The organism is Rathayibacter sp. AY2B3 (assembly GCF_002931755.1).
Classification (GTDB): Bacteria; Actinomycetota; Actinomycetes; order Actinomycetales; family Microbacteriaceae; genus Rathayibacter.
Genome location: NZ_PSUG01000048.1, coordinates 1 through 21,543, shown reverse-complemented (window position 1 = coordinate 21,543; position 21,543 = coordinate 1). Strand labels below are relative to the sequence as shown.

Sequence of the window (21,543 nt, the reverse complement as noted above, 5' to 3'; positions counted from 1 at the left end):
CCGGCTGCTCGGACGGGGCGTCGAGCTCTTCGTGGGAGAGAGGATGCTCCTCCGCGGCGCCGAGCGCAAGAGGCATCCGGATCCCGCTGACGGCACGGCCCTCTCCGGATCGCTCGGTAGACTGGACCGCCTGTTTTCCCGCGGCCCCCGGAGCGCATCCCGCGCCTCCCGGCCCGCGGCGGCGGACCCTCGGAAGGCGGACGATGACGGACGGCAGCACTGTGCAGGCCACCGAGCTCTCTCGGGAGCGCGACTACGTGGCGGCGCTCTACGCCCGCCTCGACGAGCTGATCGACCAGGCCCGCGAGGCTCTGGACACCGTCCGCATCGAGAGCGTCGGCGGCAACCACCAGAGCCGCTCCGAGCGCGACGCGTACGCGCGCCTCTACGAGGACCGCATCCGCTCGCTCACCGGCGCCGACGACCGGCTCGCCTTCGGCCGGCTCACGCTCGCGGACGCCGACTCCGAGCACCGCTACATCGGCAGGATCGGCCTGCGCGACGAGGAGCAGGACACGCTGCTGCTCGACTGGCGCGCCCCGCAGTCGGCCGCGTTCTACCAGGCCACGGCCGCCCGGCCGATGGGGACCCGCGCCCGGCGCCACCTCACCACTCGGGGCCGCGAGGTCCTCCGCTTCGAGGACGAGGTCTTCGACGAGGAGCTGCTGCGCGAGGGCACCGTGCTGCAGGGCGAGGGCGCGCTCATGGCGGCCCTCGGCGCGCAGCGCACCGGCCGGATGCACGACATCGTCGCGACCATCCAGAGCGAGCAGGACCGCATCATCCGGTCCGAGCTGCGCGGCGTGCTCGTCGTGCAGGGCGGGCCGGGCACCGGCAAGACCGCGGTCGCCCTGCACCGGGCCGCCTACCTCCTCTACTCGTACCGCGACCGCATCGCCTCCTCCGGCGTGCTCGTGGTCGGCCCCTCGCGCTCCTTCCTCCGCTACATCGAGGCGGTGCTGCCCTCGCTCGGCGAGACGGGCGTCGTCCTCTCGACGCTCGGCCAGCTCTACCCGGGCCTCGACCTCGTCGAGGAGGACGTGCCCGCGGTCGCCCGCGTGAAGGGCTCGGCGCGGATGGCGGAGCTGCTCAAGCGCGCGGTCCGCTCCCGCCAGATCGTCCCGGCCGAGACCCAGGTGCTCGACGTCAACGGCGAGAAGCTCCGTCTGGAGCCGCAGGACGTGGAGCGAGCGATCACCCGGGCGCGCGATAGCCGCAAGCCGCACAACGAGGCGCGCGTCTCCTTCGTCAAGACGCTGCTCTCCCAGCTCACGCGTCAGCTCGCCGATCAGCTGCGGAGCCACGGCAGCACGGTCGACGAGGCCGACGAGGCGGTGCTGCGCGAGGACGTGCGGACCGCCCACGACGTGCGCGTCGCGCTCAACACCGCCTGGATCCCGCTGACCCCCGAGAAGCTGCTGCAGGACCTCTACGCCCGTCCCAACTGGTTCGCGACGCTCACGCCGCGCTGGACCGCCGCGCAGCGCGCCCTCCTCCGCCGCGACCGCGACGCTCCGTTCACGGTCTCCGACGTGCCGCTGCTCGACGAGGCCGCGGAGCTGCTCGGCGCCTACGACGACCAGGCCGACGCCTCGAAGAAGGCCGAGAAGGAGCAGCGCAAGCGCGACATCGAGAACGCGGAGGCCGCCATCCGCAACATGGGAGTCGACGGCCTCGTCAACGCCAAGAATCTCGCGGCCGGCTTCGCCGAGCGCTCGGTGCTCGGCACCACCGCCGAGCGAGCCGCGGCCGACCGCACCTGGACCTACGGGCACGTCGTGGTCGACGAGGCGCAGGAGCTCTCGCCGATGCAGTGGCGGGTGCTGCTGCGCCGCTGCCCGATGCGCTCGTTCACGATCGTGGGCGACGTCGCGCAGGCGTCCGGCGCCTCCGCCGCGTCGAGCTGGGACGCCGCGCTCCGCGACACCTTCGGCCGCCAGGGCCGGGGAGTGGAGGCGGCGCCGTGGCGCTTGGAGGAGCTGACGGTCAACTACCGCACGCCCGCGCAGATCGTCGCCTTCGCCGAGCGGACGGCGCGCGAGAACGGGCTGGAGATCACGCCGGGGGAGGCCGTGCGCTCCACCGAGTGGCCGGTGCGGACGATCCGCGACCGCGGCGACGCGGGCCTCTCGGAGCGCGTACTGGCGGCTGTGGTCGAGGACCGGGACATCGAGGCGGAGGGCACCCTCGCGGTCATCGCGCCCGACCACGACCTCGCCGCGATCGCCGAGCGCCTCGAGGAGCGGTTCGGCCGGGAGGTGGGCCGCGGAGCGACCGGGCTCGACCGCGCGATCGCCGTGCTCTCGACGAACGACGCCAAGGGGCTCGAGTTCGACTCCGTGATCATCGCCCGCCCGCGTCTCATCGCTCAGACGGGCGAGCGTGGCGCCGCGTCGCTCTACGTCGCGATGACCCGGCCGACGCAGCGACTCACCCTGGTCGAGTGAGCGCTCGCAGCCCGCTCCCAGACTCCGCTCCCGAGCGCCGTAGGATCGAGGCATGAGCAGCGAGAACCTGACCAAGCCCGAGGTCGACGCCCCTGAGGGCCCGGCCCCCGACACCCTCGTCGTCGAGGACATCGTCGTCGGCGACGGCGCCGAGGCGCAGCCCGGCTCGACCGTCGAGGTCCACTACCTCGGCGTCGAGTACGACACCGGCGCGGAGTTCGACTCCTCCTGGAGCCGCGACCAGTCGATCAACTTTCCCCTCAACAACCTCATCCGCGCCTGGCAGCAGGGCATCCCGGGGATGAAGGTCGGCGGCCGGCGCAAGCTGATCTGCCCGCCCGCGCTGGCGTACGGCCCGGCCGGCGGAGGGCACCCGCTCTCCGGCAAGACCCTGATCTTCGTGATCGACCTGCTCGGCACCAAGTAGCTCCGGGCACACGACGAAGGCGCAGCTCCTAGCGGGGCTGCGCCTTCTTCACGCGCTCGACCAGCTCGCGCCAGGCTCCGTCGAGCTCGGTCTCGCCGAGGCGGACGCGGTGCGTCTGCACGCGGATCTCGTAGACGAAGCGGTCGGCCCGGCCGGGGGACTCGCCGTCGGCGCTGTCCCAGGGGAGCGAGCCGAGCAGGTCGCGCCAGGCGCGCTCGTCGGGCTGCTGCTCGACGTCGACCCGCCACACCCGGCGGAGGCCGGCGAAGCCGCCGCTGCGCGACACGATGACGTCCATGCGCGCGATGCTACCCGCCTCCGCCCGCGAGCGGACCGGCTCAGGCTGACAGCGTCACGCCGACCGTCGTCCAGCCGGTGCGCACGGCGGCCTCGACCTCGGAGCCGGATCCGTAGCGCTCGGCGGCGGCCTGCACGGTGAGCGCTGCGAACGCCTCGAAGTCGGCCGTCGCGGTGAGGACACCCCCGGTCAGCACGTCGTACCAGACCTGCCCTGCTCGCTCCCACGCCTTCCCGCCGAGGGTCGTCGCCGCCACGGCGAACGCGCGGTTGGGGATCCCCGAGTTGATGTGCACTCCGCCGTTGTCGTCGTCGGTCTCGACGTAGTCGGCCATCGAGCCCGGCTGCGGGTCGGAGCCGAGGACGTCGTCGTCGTACGCGGTGCCGGGAGCGATCATCGACCGCAGGGCCGTGCCCTGCACCTCGTCGGTGAAGAGCCCCTCGCCGATCAGCCAGCTCGCCTCGTCGGCGCTCTGGTCGGCGCCGTACTGCTCCAGCAGAGCTCCGAACACGTCCGAGACCGACTCGTTGAGCGCTCCGGACTGGCCGCGGTAGACGAGGTTCGCCGTGTACTCGGTGATGCCGTGGGCGAGCTCGTGGCCGATCACGCTCTGCGAGACGGTGAAACGGCGGAACACCTGGCCGTCCCCGTCGCCGAAGACCATCCGCGAGCCGTCCCAGAAGGCGTTGTCGTAGTCGTCGCCGAAGTGCACGGTCGCGTCGAGCGGGAGCCAGGCGTCGTCGATGGAGTCGCGGCCGTACGCCCCCTGCAGGAAGGCCGACATCGCGCCGAGGCCGTCGTACGCCTCGTCGACGGCCGCGTCACCCGTGGCCGCCTCGCCCTCGCGGCGGACGACCGTGCCGGGCAGGGTCTCCTCCGTCCGCGCGTCCGCGATGGTGCGCTGGAGCGACTGCACGCGGGTGCGCGGAGAGGGCGTCGCGGCGGCGGTCGGCACCCCGCGGTCGGGCGAGGGCTCGCCGGGGCGGACGCGCCGGAACGGCACGTCCTGCTCGAGCGAGCGGCTCGCGGCCCGCGCGGCCCGGGCGAAGGCCGGATCGTCGAGGCGGGCGATGCGGACGAGGAGGTACGGCGGCACGACGGTTCGTCTCATGCCCCGATCCTGGCACCGACGTCCGACACGGTCCCGGGCTCGCCCGGCGGGCCCGCATGCGGTAGCGCCGAGCGGTAGCGTGAGCGCGACGAGCGGTTTCCAGCGATCCGGGGCCAGGCCCCGAGGACGACGAGGGCGGACATGGGCATCATCACGCGGGGCTTCTTCGGCAAGAGGGAGGCGGACCCGGACCTCCCGCCGGGCCAGCACCTCGAGAACGGGTTCCCCGTCCTCTCGATCGGGCCCACCCCGAACATCCACGAGTGGGCCTTCTCCATCGACGGCGGCCCTGCGGGCGTCCGCCGCTGGAACCGGGAGGAGTTCGACGCACTCCCGCACGAGGACGTGCACACCGACATCCACTGCGTGACCCGGTGGTCGAAGCTCGGCACCAGCTGGCGCGGCGTCTCGGTCGACACGCTGCTGGAGGGCCTGGAGACGGACGCCGGCTTCGTCATGGCGCAGAGCTTCGGCGGCTACACGACGAACCTCCCGCTCGCCGAGATCCGCGGCGGGAAGGCCTGGGTCGTCACCGAGTTCGAGGGGAAGCCCCTCGCAGCCGAGCACGGCGGCCCCGCACGGCTCCTGGTGCCGCACCTCTACTTCTGGAAGAGCGCGAAGTGGGTGCGGACGCTCCGCCTGATGCCCGGCGACGAGCCCGGCTTCTGGGAGCAGAACGGCTACCACATGCACGGAGACCCCTGGAAAGAGGAGCGCTACTGGTGATGTGGACGGAGGCGGTGGCCGAATCGGTCGCGCCGCTCACTCCCACGTCGCGCCTTCTGGTGCTCCGCGTGCCCGGGTGGCCGGGCCATCTGGCGGGGCAGCACCTCGACGTGCGGCTCACCGCGCCCGACGGCTACCAGGCGAGCCGCTCCTACTCGATCGGCGCGCCGGCCGACGGGGAGCGGGTCGAGCTCGCGGTCGAGCGGCTGGACGACGGCGAGGTCTCCCCGTACCTGGTCGAAGGCCTCGAGGCGGGCGACCGGCTCGAGATCCGCGGCCCGATCGGCGGCTGGTTCGTCTGGCGTCCCGAGCAGGCGGAGCCGGTGCAGCTGATCGCGGGCGGGAGCGGCGTGGTGCCGCTGATGGCGATGGCGAGCGAGCACGCCCGGTCCGGGAGCACGGCGCGGATGCAGCTGCTCTACTCGGTCCGCTCGCCCGTCTTCGCCTACTACCGCGAGGAGCTGGCGGCGCTCGCCGAGCGGCCTGCCGCGACGGGCGGAGTCGCGGTGGACCACGTCTTCACCCGAGTGGCACCGGCGGGAGCGGCGCGTCCGGCCGGCCGCGTCACTCCGGAGCTGCTCGTCGAGGCGGCACTGCCGGCCGCGCTCGAGCCGACCGTCTACGTGTGCGGCCCGACCTCGTTCGTCGAGGCCGTCGCCACCGCCCTGGTCGAGCAGGGCCACTCGCCCGAGCGGGTCCGCACCGAGCGCTTCGGCGGCGCCTGACGCACCTCCCCGCGAGGCGCCGTCCCGGGGCGGACGCGCCGCACGCGTCCGCCCCGGCGCGTCCCGCGGGGAGGGAGGGGTCACTCGAAGGAGACGGTGCGGTTCTCGCCGATGTCGGGCTGCCCGCCGGTGACGGCGGCCTTCAGGACCTTGAACAGCACGACCGGACGGGGCTCGTCGGTCGCCCACAACTCGACGGTCTCGGCCTCGACGCGGATCAGCGCGACGGTCGGGTCGTCCCTGCCGTCGGGGAACCAGCCGGCGACGGCCGGGGACCACAGCTCGTCCACCTTCGCAGGGTCGTGCACGACGGTCGCCGAGCCGGCCACCGACAGGTAGCCCTTCTTCGACTCGAACGCGACGTTGACGCTCGGGTTCGCGCGGATGTCGTCGACCTTGGGCGACGGGTCCTGCGTGAAGAACCACAGCTCGCCGTCGAAGTCGATGTCCTGGGCCTTGAGCGGACGGCTGACGAGCTGCCCGGTGGCGTTGACGGTGGTGAGGAGCCCGATCCCGGCGCTCTTCACCATCTCGGTGATCTGCTCGCGGTCGTCGGAGTCGGCGGGAGTGATGTCAGTGTCGGTCATGGTGCCGACGCTACGCGGACCGGGCGCCGCCGCAAGGGGTGGCGACGCCTCCCCGCGCGTGTCTAGCGTCGAGGCATGGACACCGAATCGACGTACACCGCCATCCTCGACAGCGGAGCGGAGCAGGAGAGCATCCGCCTCGAGATGATCGACGGCTCCCCGCAGCGCTCCTTCACCCGTCTGGCCGACATCGACGGCGAGGAGGTCGAGGTGGTCTGGGAGCTCGAGCCCGACGACGACGGCTTCCACGTCTACCGTCCGGTGCGGGTCGAGGGCCGCGACGACGACAGCGGACTGGTCTCGGACGACCGCCTGACCGACGGCGGCGGCGCCGACGCGGCCTCCGGCGACTGATCCCCCGCGCGCCCGTCCGCCGGCCGGTGCCGAGCGGGCGGGCGCGCCGACCCGTCCGCCCCGGAGGAGACGCCCCCGGGCTCAGGCCGTCGGGTGCAGCGCGTCGTACGCGCGGAAGCCCGGTCGCAGGCGCAGCACCGCGGCGAGGATCGCGGTGATCGCGAGCCCGCCCGCGAGCGGCGGCAGCCAGAGCAGCGCGAGCGAGGCGAGCAGCCCCGTGTAGAGGTCGCCGACCCGCGGGCCGCCCGTCACCACGACGATGAACACGCCCTGGAGCCGGCCCCTCATGTTGTCCGGGACCGCGGTCTGCAGCATCGTCTGCCGGAAGATCGAGCTGATGTTGTCGGAGGCGCCCGCGCCCGCCAGGGCGACCGCCGCGAGGGCGATGAGCACAGTGTTCGGCGCCGACGCGTCGTGCTTCACGAGCGCGGCGCCGAGCAGGACCGCGCCGAACGCGACGACGAACGCTCCGTACACCTGGATCGAGCGGCCGATCGCGAGGCCCTGCCGGCGGACCCCGGTGAGCCGGCCGGAGAAGACGCCGCTGAGCAGCGCTCCGATCGCGAAGGCGGCGGTGAGCGCGCCCACCGTCACCGCGCCGCCGCCGAGCAGCACGGCGGCGGCCGCCGGGAAGACCACGCGCGGCTGGCCGAAGGTCATGGCCACGATGTCGACCAGGAAGGACATCCGGATGTTCGGAGCGCCCTTCAGGAAGCCCAGTCCGTAGCGGAGGGACTCCAGCCCCGGCCGCTGCCGCTCGCCCTCGGGCACGAGCGCCGGCAGCCCCGCGATGCCGAGGAACGCGGCGAGGAACAGCACGACGTCGATCGTGTACGTGATCGCGAAGCCGGAGGAGGCGACCAGCACCCCGGCGAGGGCGGGCCCGACGGTCACCTCGACACCGCTCGCGATGCCGCCCAGCGCGGCGGCGGCGGGGACCAGCTCGGTGCGGAGCAGCCGCGGCGCCAGCGTCATCCGGGTGGTCACGATCACCGTCGTCGCCACCGCGTTCACGGCGGTGAGCGCGTAGAGGGACAGCGGAGTCTCGGCGCCGAGCCAGGCGAGGGCCGCGATCCCCGCAGTCGAGCCCCAGGCCACGATCGCGGCGAGCAGGAGCACCAGGCGGCGGTCGAACGCGTCGGCGAGCATTCCGCCGTAGAGGCCGGCGATCACGGTCGGGACCAGCGCCACCACGCCGACCAGGGCGACCGCGAGGGTCGAGCCGGTGAGCTCGTAAATGTGCAGGCCGACCGCGACGATCGTCATCTGGCCGCCGATGCCCGAGATCACGTTGCCGGCCCAGAGCCGCGCGAAGGCGGGGGATTCGCGGAGGGGGGAGGCGTCGAGGACGTGGCTGCGCCGGGGGGCGCGGGGGGTCTGGCTCACTCGCTCCATTCTGCTGACTCCGCCGCCCCGACGGGCCGTGTCGCGCCGATCCGGGGCTCGGGGGCCATCCCCTAGGGTGAGAGGCATGAGCACGTCATCCGACGGCGCGCCCGGGCGTCAGGGTCCTCCTGTCCCGCGAGCAGCCGGAGCCGCCCCCTCGCGACGCTCGATCCGCACCGCCGCCGAGGCGGGTGCGCGTCGCGCCGCGGCCGCCACGGGTGGTCGGCGCAGCTCCACCGGCGGCGTCCGCGCCGGAGCCCCGCGGACCGGCGCCACCGCCTCGGGCGCGCGCGGACTCCTCCACCGCTACGGAGCAGGGATCGCCTCGGTCCTCCTGGCCGTCCTCGCCGTCCCGCTGTCGTTCTTCGTCTGGTACGCCCTGATCTCGCTCGGCGCCTACCCGGGCGACCAGGCCGTCAGCGACCTGCTGGTCGGCGTGCTCTACACCGCGCTCGTGCACGCGGTCCTGCTCGCCGGGATCCTGCTCGCCGTCTCCACCCTCCGGGCCCGGCGCCGCGAGAAGCGACCGCCGATCGCCGGCTGGATCGGCGTGGTCGTCAACGTCCTCGTGCTCGTCTACTGGCAGCTGCTGGTCTCGCCGTGGCTCGTCGTGCTCTGGAACCGGGCCACCGGCTCCTGATCCGGCCCTCCCTCTGGTAGAGTCGTCCGGTTGCCGTTCGACGGCCGCGGATCAAGAGAGCCCACGCACCAGGCGCCGGGCACCGCGCAACGAGAGAGAGGGGATCCCATATATGGCACTCGAAGCAGATGTCAAGAAGGCGATCATCGAAGAGTACGCGACCCACCCCGGTGACACCGGATCCCCCGAGGTCCAGGTGGCGGTCATGACCAAGCGGATCAAGGACCTCACCGAGCACCTCAAGGAGCACAAGCACGACCACCACTCGCGTCGTGGTCTGCTGCTGCTCGTGGGTCAGCGTCGTCGACTCCTCGGCTACCTGTCGGATGTGGACATCAACCGCTACCGCTCGCTGATCGAGCGTCTCGGTCTGCGCCGCTAGCTCCTCCCGGAGCAGGGCGCGGTCTCGATGACACCGCGAACTTCTTGCCGAACGGGCCGTCCTCCTCGCGGAGGGCGGCCCGTTCCGCGTTCCCGGCGCGGACGAGGCCGGCGGTGCAGGTCAGGGCAGGGGAGCGGGGCGGTCGACTCCGCCCCACGAGAAGCCGCTCGAGGCCGAGAACCAGTCGGCCGCGGCCCGCTGGAGCGCCGAGTCCTCCTCGGGGCGGCCGGGAGCCTCGACGGCGTCGACGAGCCCGGGCAGGGCGATCCGCCACGCCGCCGCGCTGCGCTGGGCGCGGGACCAGTCGCGGGCGCACACCGGATCCTCGGCCGCCGCGGCGAGAGCCTGCGCCGAGGTGACCCGCCAGCCGGTGTCGGACTCCGCGACCACGACGGCGCAGGTGAGCGCGGCGCCGCGGATGATGCTGTCGGGACCGGCGGAGGGGCCGATCGCCTGATCCTGAGCCGCGACCACCGCGGTGAGCGCGAGCTGCAGCCGGGTCGAGGGCTCGTCGGGCCGCGGACGGATCCTCCCGTCGCCGGCCGAGACCGAGGCCGCCGATCCCGGAGCGAGCAGCAGTCCGGAGGAGGACTGCGACGCGTGCAGGCTCAGCAGCCCCGTCACTCCGTCCGTCCCGCTCGCGACGCCACGCACGGAGGAATCGCCGAGACTCCAGACGACGGGGGTGCGGTTGTGGATCGTGAGGCGCCGGTGGTCCTCGTCGAGGCAGGCCACGAGGTGGCCCGCCGGCACGCCCGCTCCGCCCTCGAAGGCGGACGAGGCGGCCAGCAGCTCCCGGGCGTCGTCGCACTGGGCGGGGGCGTCGGAGGCGGCGGCGGCCTGGTCGGCGACCGGCGCCCGAGGGGTGAGGGAGCCCTGCACGCCCGCGACCGCCGCCGTGGTGAGCGCCGCGGCGGCGAGGAGGAGGACCACGCCGCGCCTGCCCATCCTCCGCACCTCCTGGTCGGAGGCTAGCCCGGAGCGGGCGCTCGGGCCAGCGCCGCGAGGGGCTCGCGAAGCGCCGGGCGGGAAATCTCTCGAGGAATCTCAGATCGGGTGCATCCGAGGAGGCGTCTCGGCCGGAAGTAGTGGTGAAGGCCCTTCTCGACCACCCCCCGACCCCTCGCGGGTCCCATCGTGAAAGAGGAACACCGTGACCACCTCCCGCTTCTCCCGCAGCCTGCTCGCCGGTGCCTGCATCGGAACCCTGGCCGTCGTCGGCATCGCCGCCACGCCCGCCACCGCCGCCGACGCCGACTCGGCCGACCTCTCGGTCCTGCACGCCGTCCCCGACACCCCGGTCGACGTCTACGTCGACGGGAAGCTCACGCTCGACGACTTCACTCCCGGCTCGCTCGCCGGCCCGCTCGACCTGCCCACCGGCACCTACACGGTCGCCATCACGGCCTCCACCGCCGCGGACGCCGGCGCCCCCGTGATCGGCCCGATCGACATCAGCCTGGAGGCAGGCAAGAGCTACACCGTCGCCGCGCACCTGAAGCCGGACAACACCCCCACCGCCACCCTCTTCACCAACGACATCTCGAAGACCGCCGCGGGGGAGGGCCGGCTCACGGTCCGCCACATCGCCGCCGCTCCGGCCGTCGACATCCTCGCCGGAGGGTCGCCCGTCCTGACGAACGTGACCAACCCGAACGAGGGCGTGCTGAACCTCGCGCCCGCCACGATCTCCACCGTGGTCGCCGCGACCGGCACGACCGCGCCGGTCATCGGCCCGGCCGACGTGCAGGTCCAGGAGGGCGTCAACACGATCGTCTACGCGTGGGGCAGCCTGGAGAAGGGCAACCTCGCCCTCGCGACGCAGACCATCGACGGACTGCACTCCTCGCCGTCGGGCGTCCCCGCCGGTGAGGCCGGCCTCGCCGCGGACAACCGTCCTGACGCCGCCGCGGGCTGGTGGGGCGGAGCACTGCTCGCCGCCCTCGCCGCCGCCGGCGCCGTGCTGATCGGCCGCCGCACCGCCGCCTCGCGTCGCTGACCCGAGGAACCGACCGCCGGGTCGGCCGTGCTGGAGCGCGGCCGTCCCGGCACCCCCCGACCACGACCCAGGAGGACGCCATGAGCCGGAGCCCCTTCCCTCTGCGCGTCCTCGCCGTGGTCGGGCTGATCGTGGCCGGTGCCGGTCTCGCCGGATGCGCGGCGCAGGAGTCCCGGGTGGAGCCCGCTCCCGCCGTCGTCTCCTCGGCGCCCCAGCAGCCGGTGCCGGCCACGGTCGCTCCCGTTCCGCCCGCGTCGTCGCCCGTCGCCGTTCCGTCCGTCCCGGTGGCGGACGCCCGGCTCGGCGCGACCCCCGCCCCCGCGGTCCTCGCCCCCGAGCGGCTCGTCGTCGACGGGCTCCCCGTCGACATGGCGGTGGAGCCGGTCGGAGTCGCTGAGGACGGCACGATGGAGCTCGTGCCCGACACGCAGGTCGCGGGCTGGTACCGCTTCGGCGCCGGCCTCGACGAGCCGGAGGGCACCGTCGTGATCGCCGCGCACGTCGACTCGCTCGCCTACGGCCTCGGTCCGTTCGTCGAGCTGAAGAAGGCGGTCCCTGGCCAGACCGTCACCCTGACCGGCGAGGACGGCGCGGAGCGCACGTACACCGTCTCGACCGTCGAGACCACCGAGAAGACCACGGTCGACCTCTCCGCCGTGTTCGCCGCCGACGGACCGCCCCGCCTGGTGCTCATCACCTGCGGCGGCGACTTCGACTACGACACCCGCCACTACCTCAGCAACGTGGTGGTCACGGCCGTCCCGGTCGGCTGACCCGCCCGCCCGAGCCTCACCGACGTACGATGAGCCTCGCAGCGCCGCACGCCCCCGGGCGCCGGCGCTCCCCGCAGCCCTGGAGGGACCCCCTGATCGAGACCAGCGAGCCCGCCGACGGCGCCGAGGCCGACAGCGCCCTCGTGGCCCGGCTCGGCCTGCGCTTCGCCGCGGGGGAGGAGGCGGCGCTCGCCGAGGCGTACTCGCGCTGGTCACCGCTCGTGTTCACGCTGGCACTGCGCTCGCTCGGCGATCGGGGCGACGCCGAGGACGTCGTGCAGCGGGTGTTCGTCTCCGCCTGGACGTCCCGCTCGGGCTTCGACCCCGGTCGGGCCGCGCTCGGCGCCTGGCTGGTCGGCATCTCCCGGAGGAGGATCGCCGATGCGCACGAGGCACGGGCGCGCGAGCGGCGTCTCACCGAGGCCCTCGTCGCCGTGACGCCGGTCGAGGAGGGGGAGGCGCCGGTCGACCTCGAGGCGCGGATCCTGATCGCCGACGAGCTCTCCCGCCTGGACCCCGTTCCCCGCCGCGTCATCGGCCTCGCCTTCTACGAGGACCTCACCCACACCGAGATCGCCGAGCGCACAGGCCTGCCGCTCGGTACCGTCAAGAGCCACATCCGCCGCAGCCTCGACCGGCTCCGCTCCCGCCTGGAGGTGAGCAGCACATGACCCACCTCGATCCCGACGAGCTCGCCCTGCTCGCCCTCGGCGAGCACTCGAGCGACGCCGAGCAGGCCCACCTGCGCGACTGCCCCGACTGCGCCCGGCAGCTGGTCGAGCTCGGCCACGCGGCGGGCCTGGGTCGAGCGAGCCGCGCCGTCGAGCTGGAAGCGCCGCCCGCGATGGTCTGGGACCGCATCCGCGAGGAGCTCGCTCTCGGCGACCTCGGGCCCGGCGCCCTGCCCGCGTCGGCCGCCGCCGTGCCGCCCCCGCTCGCCCTTCCCCCGGGACGGCACCGTCCCACCCGCCGCCGCCGACCCCGCGCTCTGAGCGCCGTGCTGGCCGCTCTCGGCGCGCTCGTCGTCGGGGTCGCGGGCGGAGCCTGGTGGCAGGCCTCGCGGAGCGACGACACCGCCGCGGTGGTGGCGCGCGCCGATCTCGCCGCGTTCCCCGACTGGCAGGGCGCGAGCGGGACCGCCGAGCTGGAGGACGCCGACGGCGCCCGCCGCCTGCACGTGCACCTCGACGCGCAGGGCGCGGACGACTCGTACCGGGAGGTCTGGCTCCTCGCCGCCGACGCCTCCGGGCTGGTCGGCCTCGGCGTGCTCGACGGGACCGACGGCGTCTTCGCCGTCCCCGAGGACGTCGACCTCGACGAGTACTCGCTCGTGGACGTCTCCCAGGAGCCGTTCGACGACGACCCGGAGCACTCCGGCGACTCGATCGTCCGCGGCTCCCTGCGCGAGGGCTGAGGCCTAGGCCGAGCGCTCCGCCAGCACGGCCGTGAGCGCCTGCACCGCGGCGGAGGGACGCGGCGCCGTGCAGACCGAGAGCTCCCAGACGAGCCCCGGCCAGTCGAGCGCGAGGGCCGTGACGCCCTCCAGCGGCTCGACGCCCGCGCGGGGCACGATCGCCGGACCCAGCCCCGCCTGCACGAAGCGGGGGATCCCCGGCAGATCGGCGACCTCGGTGGCCACCCGGCGCGACGCCCCGGCCTCGCGGAAGGCGAGGTCGACGGCGACCCTGTTGCCGAAGCCGGCGGGCGTGTCCACGAAGGCGAGCCCGTCGAGGTCCTGCGGCGAGGGCGGTCCCGCCGCGGCGAGCGGGTGCGCGCTCTCCACCAGCAGGACGTAGTCGCTGCGCACCAGCCGTGTCACCGCCAGGCCCCGCAGCTGCGCCGCAGGCAGTGCCAGCAGGGCGGCGTCGAGCAGGCCGCGGCGCAGGTCCTCCGCAAGACCGGTCGAGCCGGTGGTCGAGGTGCGCAGGAGCAGGTCCACCAGCGGGTGCCGGGCGCGGAAGACTCCGAGCGCCCCGGGCAGGTCGACGAGGTCGAGGGCGGAGAAGGTGCCCACCCGCACCCGCCCGCGGAGCCCCGCCGCGTCGTCGGCCGCGAGCGAGCGCATCCGGTCGAGACTGTCGATCGCCGACCGGGCGGAGGGCAGGAGCGCCTCGCCGACCGCGGTGAGCGCCACCCGCCGTGTCGAGCGGGCGAACAGCGGCGAGCCGAGCTCCTGCTCGAGCGAGCGGATGCTCGCCGAGAGAGTCGACTGCACGACGAACAGGCGCGCGGCCGCCCGGGTGAAGCTGAGCTCCTCGGCGACGGCGACGAAGGCGGCGAGCTGGCGGTCGTCCATGCGTCCATTATCCGACCAGAGCGATCAATCCATCCGAGATCCTCCGTTGGACACGGATGACGGGTCGGAGCACTGTGGACACCGTGACCACCACCGAGCGCTCCCTCCCCTCCGTCCACCGCCGCGAGCTCCCGCACCGGCACGGCTTCTGGGTGATCGCCGCCGCCTTCCTCGCGGTGATGGCGTTCTCCACCGTGCCGACGCCGCTCTACGCGATCTACCAGCAGCGCGACGGCTTCCCGGCCTTCGTCGTCACCGTGGTCTTCGCCGCGTACGCGGTCGGAGTCGTGGCGAGCCTCTTCCTCGCCGGACACGTCAGCGACTGGCTCGGCCGCCGCCGGATCCTGCTCGCCTCGATCCTCGTCGAGGTCCTGGCGGCCGCGGTGTTCCTGCTCTGGCCGGACGTGCCCGGGCTGGTCCTCGCCCGCCTGCTCACCGGGCTCGGCGTCGGCGCGCTCACCGCGACGGCCACCGCCCACCTCTCGGAGCTGCGCGCCGTCGCCCGTCCGGAGGAGGGGCCGGGCACCTCCCGCGCCGTGTCCACCCTCGTCAACATGGGCGGGCTGGCGCTCGGCCCGCTCGTCGGCGGGGTGTTCGCCGTGACGGTGCGCGAGCCGCTGGTCGTCCCCTACGCCGTGTTCCTCGTCCTCCTGGTCGTCCTCGGGATCGGCGTCGCGCTCGTCCCCGAGACGGTCGAGCGGCGCGAGGTCCTCCCGGCCTACCGTCCGCAGCGCCTGGCCGTCCCGGCCGCGTCCCGCGACGTCTTCCTCTCGGCCGCGGTCGGCGCGTTCGCCGGGTTCGCCGTGTTCGGCCTCTTCACCTCACTGGCGCCGACCTTCCTCGCCGGCCGCTTCGGCGAGACCTCCCACCTCGAGGCCGGCGCGGTCTCCTTCGGGGTCTTCGCCGCAGGAGCCCTCGCGCAGCTGGTCTCGACCCGGCTGTCCTCCCGGACGGCGCTCCGCCTCGCGGCCGTCGCGCTGACGGCCGGGCTGCTGCTGGTCGCGACCGGTGCCGTGATCGTCTCGGTGGCCGCCTTCATCGTCGGCGGGGTGCTCGCGGGAGCGGGCGTGGGCCTGCTCTTCCGCCTGGCGCTCGGAGTCGCCGGCTCGCTCGCCACCGACGAGACCCGCGGCGAGGTGCTCGCGGCCATGTTCCTCGCCGCCTACCTCGGCCTCGCGGTACCGGTCCTGGCGATCGGAGCCGCGCTCGCGCTCCTGCCGGCCGTGCCGGTCCTGCTCGGCTTCGTCGCCGTCGTGCTCGTCCTGGTGCTCGCGGCGATCGCCCGGATGCGGCGCACCGCCTGACGCGAGCGGGGGAGGGGCTCCGCGCTGGACAATGGGGGCATGAAGCTCTTCTCGTTCGGACGCGGCGACGCGAACCCCCTCCCCTCCGACGACCGCGGCTCGGGCAGGCTCGACGACTACGACTACGAGCTGCGCCCGAAGTCGCGGCGCGGCGACACTCTCCTCCGCCTCGCCGACTCCCGCCCGCACCAGGACGAGATCGCGCGAGTGCTCGCCCTCGGCGAGGACGAGGTCACCGCCGTGATCCCGCGCCGCACCGCTGAGGAGGAGCGCGTGGACGCTCCGATGCCGGTCCGCCTGTTCGCGGCCCAGCGTCCCTCGGGGCTCGTCGGCCAGGTGCCGCGTGGTCTCGAGAACGTGGTCGAGGCCGCCCTCGCCCGGCTCTCGGAGGCGGGGAGGTCGCCTCGCGTCCCAGCCCGCATCGTGACGGCGAGGAGCGGGCTCCGCGTCGAGCTGCTGATGCACGAGACGCGGGGCTGACGGGCGGCAGGCCCGCCGGGTCGGCGCGGTCCATGGAGGAACCGCACCGCGGCTGATAGCATGAACCGGTTCCGAATCCGAAAGCGACCGCCGGTCGACCCAGGGTTCGAGCCACGGAGCAGGCCGGCAGGAAGCTGGTCCTCGGTGGTGGAGTCCCGGACAGCGGCAGCGTGCGACAGAGCACGAACCGCCTCGGCACGAGTCGCAGGCGGCACGTCCCGCTCGCGGCACAGGTCGCGACAGCCCGGAGCTCTTCTACTGGTGGCCAGCACGAACGCCCTCCACACGACGGCACGGCGCGAAGCCCTGCCGTGGGATCGTCTCGATTCCTGACCGGACCGCTGCTCCGACGAACGCCGGCGCCCAGAAGGGGCGCCGCTGCAGACGTTAAGGAGACAGACCTCTTGGAAGGTCCTGAAATCACATTCGCCGAAGCCGTTCTCGACAACGGCTCGTACGGCACCCGCACCGTCCGCTTCGAGACCGGCCGCCTCGCGCAGCAGGCTCAGGGCGCCGTCGCCGCGTACCTCGACGAGGACACCATGCTCCTCTCGGCCACGTCGGCCTCGAAGAACCCGAAGGACAACTTCGACTTCTTCCCGCTGACCGTCGACGTCGAGGAGCGCTCCTACGCCGCCGGCAAGATCCCCGGCTCGTTCTTCCGCCGGGAGGGCCGCCCCTCCACCGAGGCGATCCTGGTGTGCCGTCTGATCGACCGGCCGCTGCGCCCCTCGTTCGTCGAGGGCCTGCGCAACGAGGTCCAGATCGTCATCACGGTCCTCAGCATCGCGCCGGACGAGTTCTACGACGCCCTCGCGATCAACGCCGCGAGCGCCTCCACGCAGATCTCCGGCCTGCCGTTCTCCGGCCCGGTCGCCGGCGTCCGCCTCGCGCTCATGTCCGACGGCTCCGGCAACGACCAGTGGGTCGCCTTCCCCAAGGCCTCCCAGCTGGAGAACGCCGTCTTCGACCTCACCGTCGCGGGCCGCGTCGTCACCAACGAGGACGGCTCCTCGGACGTCGCCATCATGATGGTCGAGGCCGAGGCCACGGAGTCCTCCTGGAACCTCATCAAGGCGGGTGCGACCAAGCCCAGCGAGGACGTCGTCGCCGAGGGCCTCGAGGCCGCCAAGCCCTTCCTCCGCGCGCTCGTCGAGGCGCAGGCGAAGCTCGCCGCCGAGACCGCGAAGCCGGTCAAGGACTACCCCGTGTTCCTGCCCTACGCGCAGGAGACCTACGACAACGTCGCCGAGCTCAGCTACGACGAGCTCGTCCGCGTGTACCAGATCGCCGACAAGGTCGAGCGGCAGGACGCCGACGACGCCCTCAAGGCGCGCGTCAAAGAGCAGATCGCCGAGCGCATCGCCTCGGGCCAGCTCTCGGCCGAGGCCTACAACCAGGTCGGAGCGGCGTACAAGTCCGTCACGAAGGTGGTCGTCCGCGGCCGCATCCTCCGCGACGGCGTGCGCATCGACGGACGCGGCCTGGCCGACATCCGCCCGCTCGACGCCGAGGTGCAGGTCATCCCGCGCGTCCACGGCTCGGCCATCTTCCAGCGCGGCGAGACCCAGATCCTGGGCGTCACCACGCTGAACATGCTCAAGATGGAGCAGCAGATCGACTCGCTGTCGCCCGTCACCAAGAAGCGGTACCTGCACCACTACAACTTCCCGCCCTACTCGACCGGTGAGACCGGCCGCGTCGGATCGCCGAAGCGTCGCGAGATCGGGCACGGCTTCCTCGCCGAGCGCGCCCTCGTGCCGGTGCTGCCGAGCCGCGAGGAGTTCCCCTACGCGATCCGCCAGGTCTCCGAGGCGCTGAGCTCCAACGGCTCGACCTCGATGGGCTCGGTCTGCGCGTCGACCCTGTCGCTCCTCAACGCCGGTGTGCCGCTGCGCGCCCCGGTCGCGGGCATCGCGATGGGCCTCGTGTCCGACGTCGTCGACGGCCAGACCCGCTACGCGGCGCTGACCGACATCCTGGGCGCCGAGGACGCGCTCGGCGACATGGACTTCAAGGTCGCCGGAACCGCCGAGTTCGTCACGGCCATCCAGCTCGACACGAAGCTCGACGGCATCCCGTCGTCGGTGCTCGACGCCGCGCTCAAGCAGGCCAAGGACGCCCGCACCACGATCCTCGCGGTGCTCACGGCGGCCATCGACCAGCCCGACGAGATGGCCCCGACCGCGCCCCGCGTGATCTCGGTGCAGATCCCCGTCGACAAGATCGGCGAGCTGATCGGCCCCAAGGGCAAGACGATCAACGCGATCCAGGACGAGACCGGCGCCGACATCTCCATCGAGGAGGACGGCACCGTCTACATCGGAGCCGTCGACGGTCCGTCGGCCGAGGCCGCGCGTGCGCAGGTCAACGCCATCGCGAACCCGACCAACCCCGAGGTCGGCGAGCAGTTCCTCGGAACCGTCGTCAAGCTCGCGACCTTCGGCGCGTTCGTCTCGCTCCTCCCCGGCAAGGACGGACTGCTGCACATCAGCGAGGTCCGCAAGCTCGCCGGCGGCAAGCGCGTCGAGAACGTCGAGGACGTCCTCGGAGTCGGCCAGAAGCTGCTCGTCCAGATCACCAAGATCGACGACCGCGGCAAGCTGTCCCTCGCGCCCGTCGTGGCCGAGGAGGCCGAGGCCGAGGCTCCCGCCGAGAGCTGACCCCTCCTGCACGACCGTGACGCCCGTCCCACTCCGGTGGGGCGGGCGTCCGTCGTCGGCGGGGGCATGGGGTACGGTGGCGGGACCGCGCCGCACCGCCCCGACCGGAGGACTCCGTGACCGACCCGACGCCGCTGGCCACCGAGCCGGAGACGCCCCTCCTCTCACGCACCCTGGGTCGGACCGGCCTCCCCGTGCATCCGCTCGCCCTCGACGGCTCCGTCTTCGGCTGGGCCGCCGGCATCGACGACACCACCGAGGTGCTCGACGCGTTCGGCCGTCTCGGCGGCACAGTGATCTCGACGGCGGACCACTACGCGACCGGCCGGAGCGAGTACATGATCGGCCGCTGGCTCGAGCAGAGCGGGCTGCGCGAGCGGATGCTGGTCGCGACGAAGGTCGGCCGGCACCCGGACGCGCCGGGCCTGGCCCCGGAGGACGTCCGCATCGCGATCGAGGGGAGCCTCGAGCGGCTCGGCACCCGGATCGACCTGCTCTCGTTCGACAGCGAGGACCCCGGGATCCCCATCGCCGAGAGCCTGGCGGCGGTCGCGCCGTTCCTCGCGGACGGCTCGGTCGGCGCGCTGGGTGCCGCGCACTTCAGCGGAGCCGCGATCACGGCGCTGCACGAGACGGCGACCGCGTTCGCGCTGCCGTCGCTCTCGGCCGTCGTGTCGGAGTACAGCCTGATGGAGCGCCGGACCTACGAGGCCGACGTCGCCCCCGAGGTGGTGCGGCTCGAGCTGGGCACCCTCGCGCGGCTGCCCCTGGCGAGCGGCTACCTCACCGGCGCCCTGCGCAGCCGCACGGACGAGCCGGCGTCGGCCCTGTTCGAGGCGGGCCTGGACTACGTCGGCCGTCACGGCTCCCGCGTGCTCGCGGCCCTCGACGAGATCGCCGAGGCCCACGGCACGGAGCCCGGCGTGGTCGCGCTCGCCTGGGTGCTCTCGCACCAGGAGGTCTCAGCGGCGATCGTCCGGGCCCGGAACGCCGCGGAGCTCGAGTCGCTGTTCGCGGCGGCCGCCCTCCCGCTGACCCGGAGCGACATCGCTCAGCTGGACCGCGTCTCCGCCTGAGGCCCCCCGCCCGCGCGGAACCGCTCGACTCGGGCGCATCGCGAGGGGCCCGCGCCCCGGCCCGCGACGGAGCGGGGGGCACGACGCGGCGGGACTCAGCGGCGCAGGATGCGCGCCTCCCACGGGCCGAGCGTCGACCCGGTCGCACCGGCGACGTTGCCGAGGACCGTCTCGACCTCCGCCCACTCCTCGAGGAGCGGCACCTCGATCGGCTCGCCGGACACGTTCCCGACGACGAGCAGCTCGCCCGGCCCGGTGCGGGTGAAGGCGAAGAGCGCGGGGTGCTCGGGCTCGAGGAGCGCGAACCGGCCCAGCTGCACCGTCTCGTCGGCGTGCCGCAGGGCGATCAGCGCCCGGTAGTACTCGAAGACCGACCGCTCGGCGGCCCGGTCGGCGGCGACGTTCACCTCGGCGGCGTTCGGGTTGACCGCGATCCACGGCTCGCCGGTCGTGAAGCCCGCCTGCGGGCCGTCGTCCCACTGCACCGGCGTGCGGGCGTTGTCGCGGCTCTGCGCGCGCAGCCCGGCGAGCACCGTCTCCGGGTCCTCGCCGCGCTCGTCGACCGCCTCGGCCCAGTAGTTCAGCGACTCGACGTCGCGGAAGTCCTCGATGCCGGCGAACGGGACGTTCGTCATCCCGATCTCGTCGCCCTGGTAGATGTACGGCGTGCCGCGCTGGAGGTGGAGGAGCGTGGCCCAGAGGGTGGCGGACTCGTAGCGGTGGGCGCCGTCGTCCCCGAAGCGGGAGACGAGCCGCGGCTGGTCGTGGTTGCCGAGGTACAGGCTGTTCCAGCCGCGCTCGGCCAGGCCGTCCTGCCAGCGGGCGAGATTGGCCTTCAGACTGACCAGATCCAGCGGCACCGGGTGGAACTTGTCGACTCCGTGGTCGATGCCGACGTGCTCGAACTGGAAGACCATGTCGAGCTCGCGGCGCTCGGGATCCGTCACGAGCACGGCCTCCTCGAGGGTGACCCCGGGCATCTCGCCGACGGTGAGGAAGGAGCCCTCGCGGTGCGCGAACACGGCCTCGTGCATCTCGCGGAGGTACTCGTGGAGCCGCGGACCCACTCCTCCGACGATGCCGGCGCCGCCCTGCTCGCCGTCGATCGCTCCGACGTCCTTCGAGACGAGGTTGATCACGTCCATCCGGAAGCCGTCGACTCCGCGGTCGAGCCAGCGGTTCATCATCGCGTGCACCGCGTGCCGCACCTCGGGGTTCTCCCAGTTGAGGTCCGGCTGCTGCACCGCGAAGAGGTGGAGGAAGTACTCGTCGGTCGCCGGGTCGAGCGTCCAGGCCGGGCCGGAGAAGTAGGAGCGCCAGCCGTTCGGCTCGGCGACGTCGAGGCCGGCGCCGGCGGCCGCCTCGAGCTCGCGGCCGGCCTCGGCCGAGCGGCGCCCGCGGCGCCACCAGTACCAGTCGCGCTTCGGGTCCTCCTGCGAGGAGCGGGACTCGACGAACCAGGCGTGCTCGTCGCTCGTGTGGTTGACCACGAGGTCCATCACGATGCGGATCCCGCGCTCGTGGGCCTCCGCGAGGAGCAGGTCGAACTCCTCCAGCGTGCCGAACCGCGGGTCGATGTCCTCGTAGTCCGAGATGTCGTAGCCGTTGTCGTGCTGCGGCGACGGGTAGACCGGCGAGAGCCAGATCACGTCGACCCCCAGGTCGGCGAGGTGGTCGAGCTTCGAGCGGATGCCGCCCAGGTCGCCGATGCCGTCGCCGTTCGAGTCGGCGAACGAGCGCGGGTAGATCTGGTAGACGACGGCGCTCGTCCACCAGGGCGCGGACGTCTCCCGCTCGGGGGAGCCGGCGGTGCGCGGGTGCGACGGCGGTCGGCTCGACCGGGCCGGTCTCGGCGAGGACGCCGCTCGA

General features: G+C 73.5%; 22 protein-coding genes. 15 read left to right on the top strand and 7 right to left on the bottom strand.

Annotated features, from left to right (window positions below):
* The first annotated feature begins 203 nt into the window (after positions 1-203).
* On the top strand, positions 204-2,447 hold the full coding sequence (locus tag C5C24_RS14555) for a UvrD-helicase domain-containing protein (protein ID WP_104305301.1): 2,244 nt from the start codon (positions 204-206) through the stop codon (positions 2,445-2,447).
* Between the two features lie 52 nt (positions 2,448-2,499).
* On the top strand, positions 2,500-2,874 hold the full coding sequence (locus C5C24_RS14550; protein WP_104305300.1) for an FKBP-type peptidyl-prolyl cis-trans isomerase: 375 nt from the start codon (positions 2,500-2,502) through the stop codon (positions 2,872-2,874).
* A gap of 28 nt (positions 2,875-2,902) precedes the next feature.
* Here C5C24_RS14550 and C5C24_RS14545 read toward each other — a convergent pair whose 3' ends face one another.
* Positions 2,903-3,172, bottom strand: a complete 270-nt coding sequence (locus C5C24_RS14545) for a protealysin inhibitor emfourin (RefSeq protein ID WP_104280700.1) — start codon at positions 3,170-3,172, stop codon at positions 2,903-2,905.
* Positions 3,173-3,212: 40 nt separating this feature from the next.
* Positions 3,213-4,283, bottom strand: coding sequence for a M4 family metallopeptidase (locus tag C5C24_RS14540; protein WP_104305299.1), 1,071 nt, complete (start codon positions 4,281-4,283; stop codon positions 3,213-3,215).
* A 141-nt stretch (positions 4,284-4,424) separates the two neighbouring features.
* Between C5C24_RS14540 and C5C24_RS14535 the strand changes: the two genes are divergently transcribed.
* Positions 4,425-5,009 carry a molybdopterin-dependent oxidoreductase gene (locus C5C24_RS14535; protein WP_104276141.1) on the top strand — a complete coding sequence of 195 codons (585 nt, stop codon included), beginning with the start codon at positions 4,425-4,427 and terminating at the stop codon, positions 5,007-5,009.
* Positions 5,009-5,734 (top strand): ferredoxin reductase, encoded by a 726-nt coding sequence (locus C5C24_RS14530; RefSeq protein WP_104305298.1) that lies wholly within the window; start codon positions 5,009-5,011, stop codon positions 5,732-5,734. The genes C5C24_RS14535 and C5C24_RS14530 overlap by 1 nt, the downstream gene beginning before the upstream one ends.
* Before the next feature lie 80 nt (positions 5,735-5,814).
* On the opposite strand, the gene C5C24_RS14525 is transcribed toward C5C24_RS14530, so the two are convergent.
* A complete protein-coding gene (locus tag C5C24_RS14525) occupies positions 5,815-6,321 on the bottom strand; it encodes a pyridoxamine 5'-phosphate oxidase family protein (protein WP_104276139.1) in 507 nt (168 codons plus the stop codon).
* 75 nt (positions 6,322-6,396) lie between these two features.
* Between C5C24_RS14525 and C5C24_RS14520 the strand changes: the two genes are divergently transcribed.
* Positions 6,397-6,675 (top strand): hypothetical protein, encoded by a 279-nt coding sequence (locus C5C24_RS14520; protein WP_104224817.1) that lies wholly within the window; start codon positions 6,397-6,399, stop codon positions 6,673-6,675.
* Between the two features lie 81 nt (positions 6,676-6,756).
* On the opposite strand, the gene C5C24_RS14515 is transcribed toward C5C24_RS14520, so the two are convergent.
* A complete protein-coding gene (locus C5C24_RS14515; protein WP_104305297.1) occupies positions 6,757-8,070 on the bottom strand; it encodes an MFS transporter in 1,314 nt (437 codons plus the stop codon).
* Positions 8,071-8,146: 76 nt separating this feature from the next.
* Between C5C24_RS14515 and C5C24_RS14510 the strand changes: the two genes are divergently transcribed.
* Together C5C24_RS14510 and rpsO are read left to right on the top strand one after the other, a co-directional pair.
* Positions 8,147-8,701: a hypothetical protein gene (locus C5C24_RS14510; RefSeq protein ID WP_104276137.1), complete on the top strand. Its 555-nt coding sequence runs from the start codon at positions 8,147-8,149 to the stop codon at positions 8,699-8,701.
* Between the two features lie 112 nt (positions 8,702-8,813).
* Positions 8,814-9,083 carry a 30S ribosomal protein S15 gene (gene rpsO, locus C5C24_RS14505; RefSeq protein ID WP_104276136.1) on the top strand — a complete coding sequence of 90 codons (270 nt, stop codon included), beginning with the start codon at positions 8,814-8,816 and terminating at the stop codon, positions 9,081-9,083.
* A gap of 120 nt (positions 9,084-9,203) precedes the next feature.
* Here the strand turns inward: rpsO and C5C24_RS14500 are convergent, their stop codons facing one another.
* A complete protein-coding gene (locus C5C24_RS14500) occupies positions 9,204-10,031 on the bottom strand; it encodes a hypothetical protein (RefSeq protein ID WP_146082637.1) in 828 nt (275 codons plus the stop codon).
* 205 nt (positions 10,032-10,236) lie between these two features.
* Here C5C24_RS14500 and C5C24_RS14495 point away from each other — a divergent pair, with 205 nt between their 5' ends.
* From C5C24_RS14495 to C5C24_RS14480, 4 genes are all read left to right on the top strand, one after another.
* Positions 10,237-11,082 (top strand): DUF4397 domain-containing protein, encoded by an 846-nt coding sequence (locus C5C24_RS14495; RefSeq protein WP_104276134.1) that lies wholly within the window; start codon positions 10,237-10,239, stop codon positions 11,080-11,082.
* 80 nt (positions 11,083-11,162) lie between these two features.
* Positions 11,163-11,855, top strand: coding sequence for a class F sortase (locus C5C24_RS14490; protein ID WP_104280694.1), 693 nt, complete (start codon positions 11,163-11,165; stop codon positions 11,853-11,855).
* A 29-nt stretch (positions 11,856-11,884) separates the two neighbouring features.
* On the top strand, positions 11,885-12,526 hold the full coding sequence (locus C5C24_RS14485; protein WP_104280693.1) for an RNA polymerase sigma factor: 642 nt from the start codon (positions 11,885-11,887) through the stop codon (positions 12,524-12,526).
* Positions 12,523-13,269 (top strand): anti-sigma factor, encoded by a 747-nt coding sequence (locus tag C5C24_RS14480; protein ID WP_104276131.1) that lies wholly within the window; start codon positions 12,523-12,525, stop codon positions 13,267-13,269. Before C5C24_RS14485 ends, C5C24_RS14480 begins: the two co-directional genes overlap by 4 nt.
* Positions 13,270-13,272: 3 nt before the next feature.
* Here the strand turns inward: C5C24_RS14480 and C5C24_RS14475 are convergent, their stop codons facing one another.
* Positions 13,273-14,151, bottom strand: a complete 879-nt coding sequence (locus tag C5C24_RS14475) for a LysR family transcriptional regulator (RefSeq protein WP_104282366.1) — start codon at positions 14,149-14,151, stop codon at positions 13,273-13,275.
* Positions 14,152-14,234: 83 nt separating this feature from the next.
* Between C5C24_RS14475 and C5C24_RS14470 the strand changes: the two genes are divergently transcribed.
* The 4 genes from C5C24_RS14470 (at position 14,235) to C5C24_RS14455 (ending at position 19,674) form a co-directional block, all read left to right on the top strand.
* Positions 14,235-15,455, top strand: coding sequence for an MFS transporter (locus C5C24_RS14470; RefSeq protein WP_258065280.1), 1,221 nt, complete (start codon positions 14,235-14,237; stop codon positions 15,453-15,455).
* A 39-nt stretch (positions 15,456-15,494) separates the two neighbouring features.
* A complete protein-coding gene (locus C5C24_RS14465; protein ID WP_104276128.1) occupies positions 15,495-15,935 on the top strand; it encodes a hypothetical protein in 441 nt (146 codons plus the stop codon).
* A gap of 404 nt (positions 15,936-16,339) precedes the next feature.
* Positions 16,340-18,598: a polyribonucleotide nucleotidyltransferase gene (locus C5C24_RS14460; RefSeq protein WP_104226293.1), complete on the top strand. Its 2,259-nt coding sequence runs from the start codon at positions 16,340-16,342 to the stop codon at positions 18,596-18,598.
* 116 nt (positions 18,599-18,714) lie between these two features.
* The gene (locus tag C5C24_RS14455) at positions 18,715-19,674 is read left to right on the top strand and encodes an aldo/keto reductase (protein ID WP_104282368.1); all 960 of its coding nucleotides are present in this window, start codon (positions 18,715-18,717) and stop codon (positions 19,672-19,674) included.
* 95 nt (positions 19,675-19,769) lie between these two features.
* On the opposite strand, the gene C5C24_RS14450 is transcribed toward C5C24_RS14455, so the two are convergent.
* Entirely contained in the window at positions 19,770-21,422 is a 1,653-nt protein-coding gene (locus C5C24_RS14450) for an alpha-glucosidase (RefSeq protein ID WP_104305306.1), read from the bottom strand.
* Positions 21,423-21,543 lie beyond the last annotated feature (121 nt).

Coding starts and splice junctions, on each gene's coding strand:
- C5C24_RS14480 (WP_104276131.1), top strand. CDS start 12,523: ATGACCCACCTCGATCCCGACGAGCTCGCCCTGCTCGCCCTCGGCGAG.
- C5C24_RS14485 (WP_104280693.1), top strand. CDS start 11,885: ATGAGCCTCGCAGCGCCGCACGCCCCCGGGCGCCGGCGCTCCCCGCAG.
- C5C24_RS14465 (WP_104276128.1), top strand. CDS start 15,495: ATGAAGCTCTTCTCGTTCGGACGCGGCGACGCGAACCCCCTCCCCTCC.
- C5C24_RS14520 (WP_104224817.1), top strand. CDS start 6,397: ATGGACACCGAATCGACGTACACCGCCATCCTCGACAGCGGAGCGGAG.
- C5C24_RS14530 (WP_104305298.1), top strand. CDS start 5,009: ATGTGGACGGAGGCGGTGGCCGAATCGGTCGCGCCGCTCACTCCCACG.
- C5C24_RS14475 (WP_104282366.1), bottom strand. CDS start 14,151: ATGGACGACCGCCAGCTCGCCGCCTTCGTCGCCGTCGCCGAGGAGCTC.
- C5C24_RS14490 (WP_104280694.1), top strand. CDS start 11,163: ATGAGCCGGAGCCCCTTCCCTCTGCGCGTCCTCGCCGTGGTCGGGCTG.
- C5C24_RS14525 (WP_104276139.1), bottom strand. CDS start 6,321: ATGACCGACACTGACATCACTCCCGCCGACTCCGACGACCGCGAGCAG.
- C5C24_RS14515 (WP_104305297.1), bottom strand. CDS start 8,070: ATGGAGCGAGTGAGCCAGACCCCCCGCGCCCCCCGGCGCAGCCACGTC.
- rpsO (WP_104276136.1), top strand. CDS start 8,814: ATGGCACTCGAAGCAGATGTCAAGAAGGCGATCATCGAAGAGTACGCG.
- C5C24_RS14555 (WP_104305301.1), top strand. CDS start 204: ATGACGGACGGCAGCACTGTGCAGGCCACCGAGCTCTCTCGGGAGCGC.
- C5C24_RS14535 (WP_104276141.1), top strand. CDS start 4,425: ATGGGCATCATCACGCGGGGCTTCTTCGGCAAGAGGGAGGCGGACCCG.
- C5C24_RS14500 (WP_146082637.1), bottom strand. CDS start 10,031: ATGGGCAGGCGCGGCGTGGTCCTCCTCCTCGCCGCCGCGGCGCTCACC.
- C5C24_RS14540 (WP_104305299.1), bottom strand. CDS start 4,283: ATGAGACGAACCGTCGTGCCGCCGTACCTCCTCGTCCGCATCGCCCGC.
- C5C24_RS14545 (WP_104280700.1), bottom strand. CDS start 3,172: ATGGACGTCATCGTGTCGCGCAGCGGCGGCTTCGCCGGCCTCCGCCGG.
- C5C24_RS14510 (WP_104276137.1), top strand. CDS start 8,147: ATGAGCACGTCATCCGACGGCGCGCCCGGGCGTCAGGGTCCTCCTGTC.
- C5C24_RS14550 (WP_104305300.1), top strand. CDS start 2,500: ATGAGCAGCGAGAACCTGACCAAGCCCGAGGTCGACGCCCCTGAGGGC.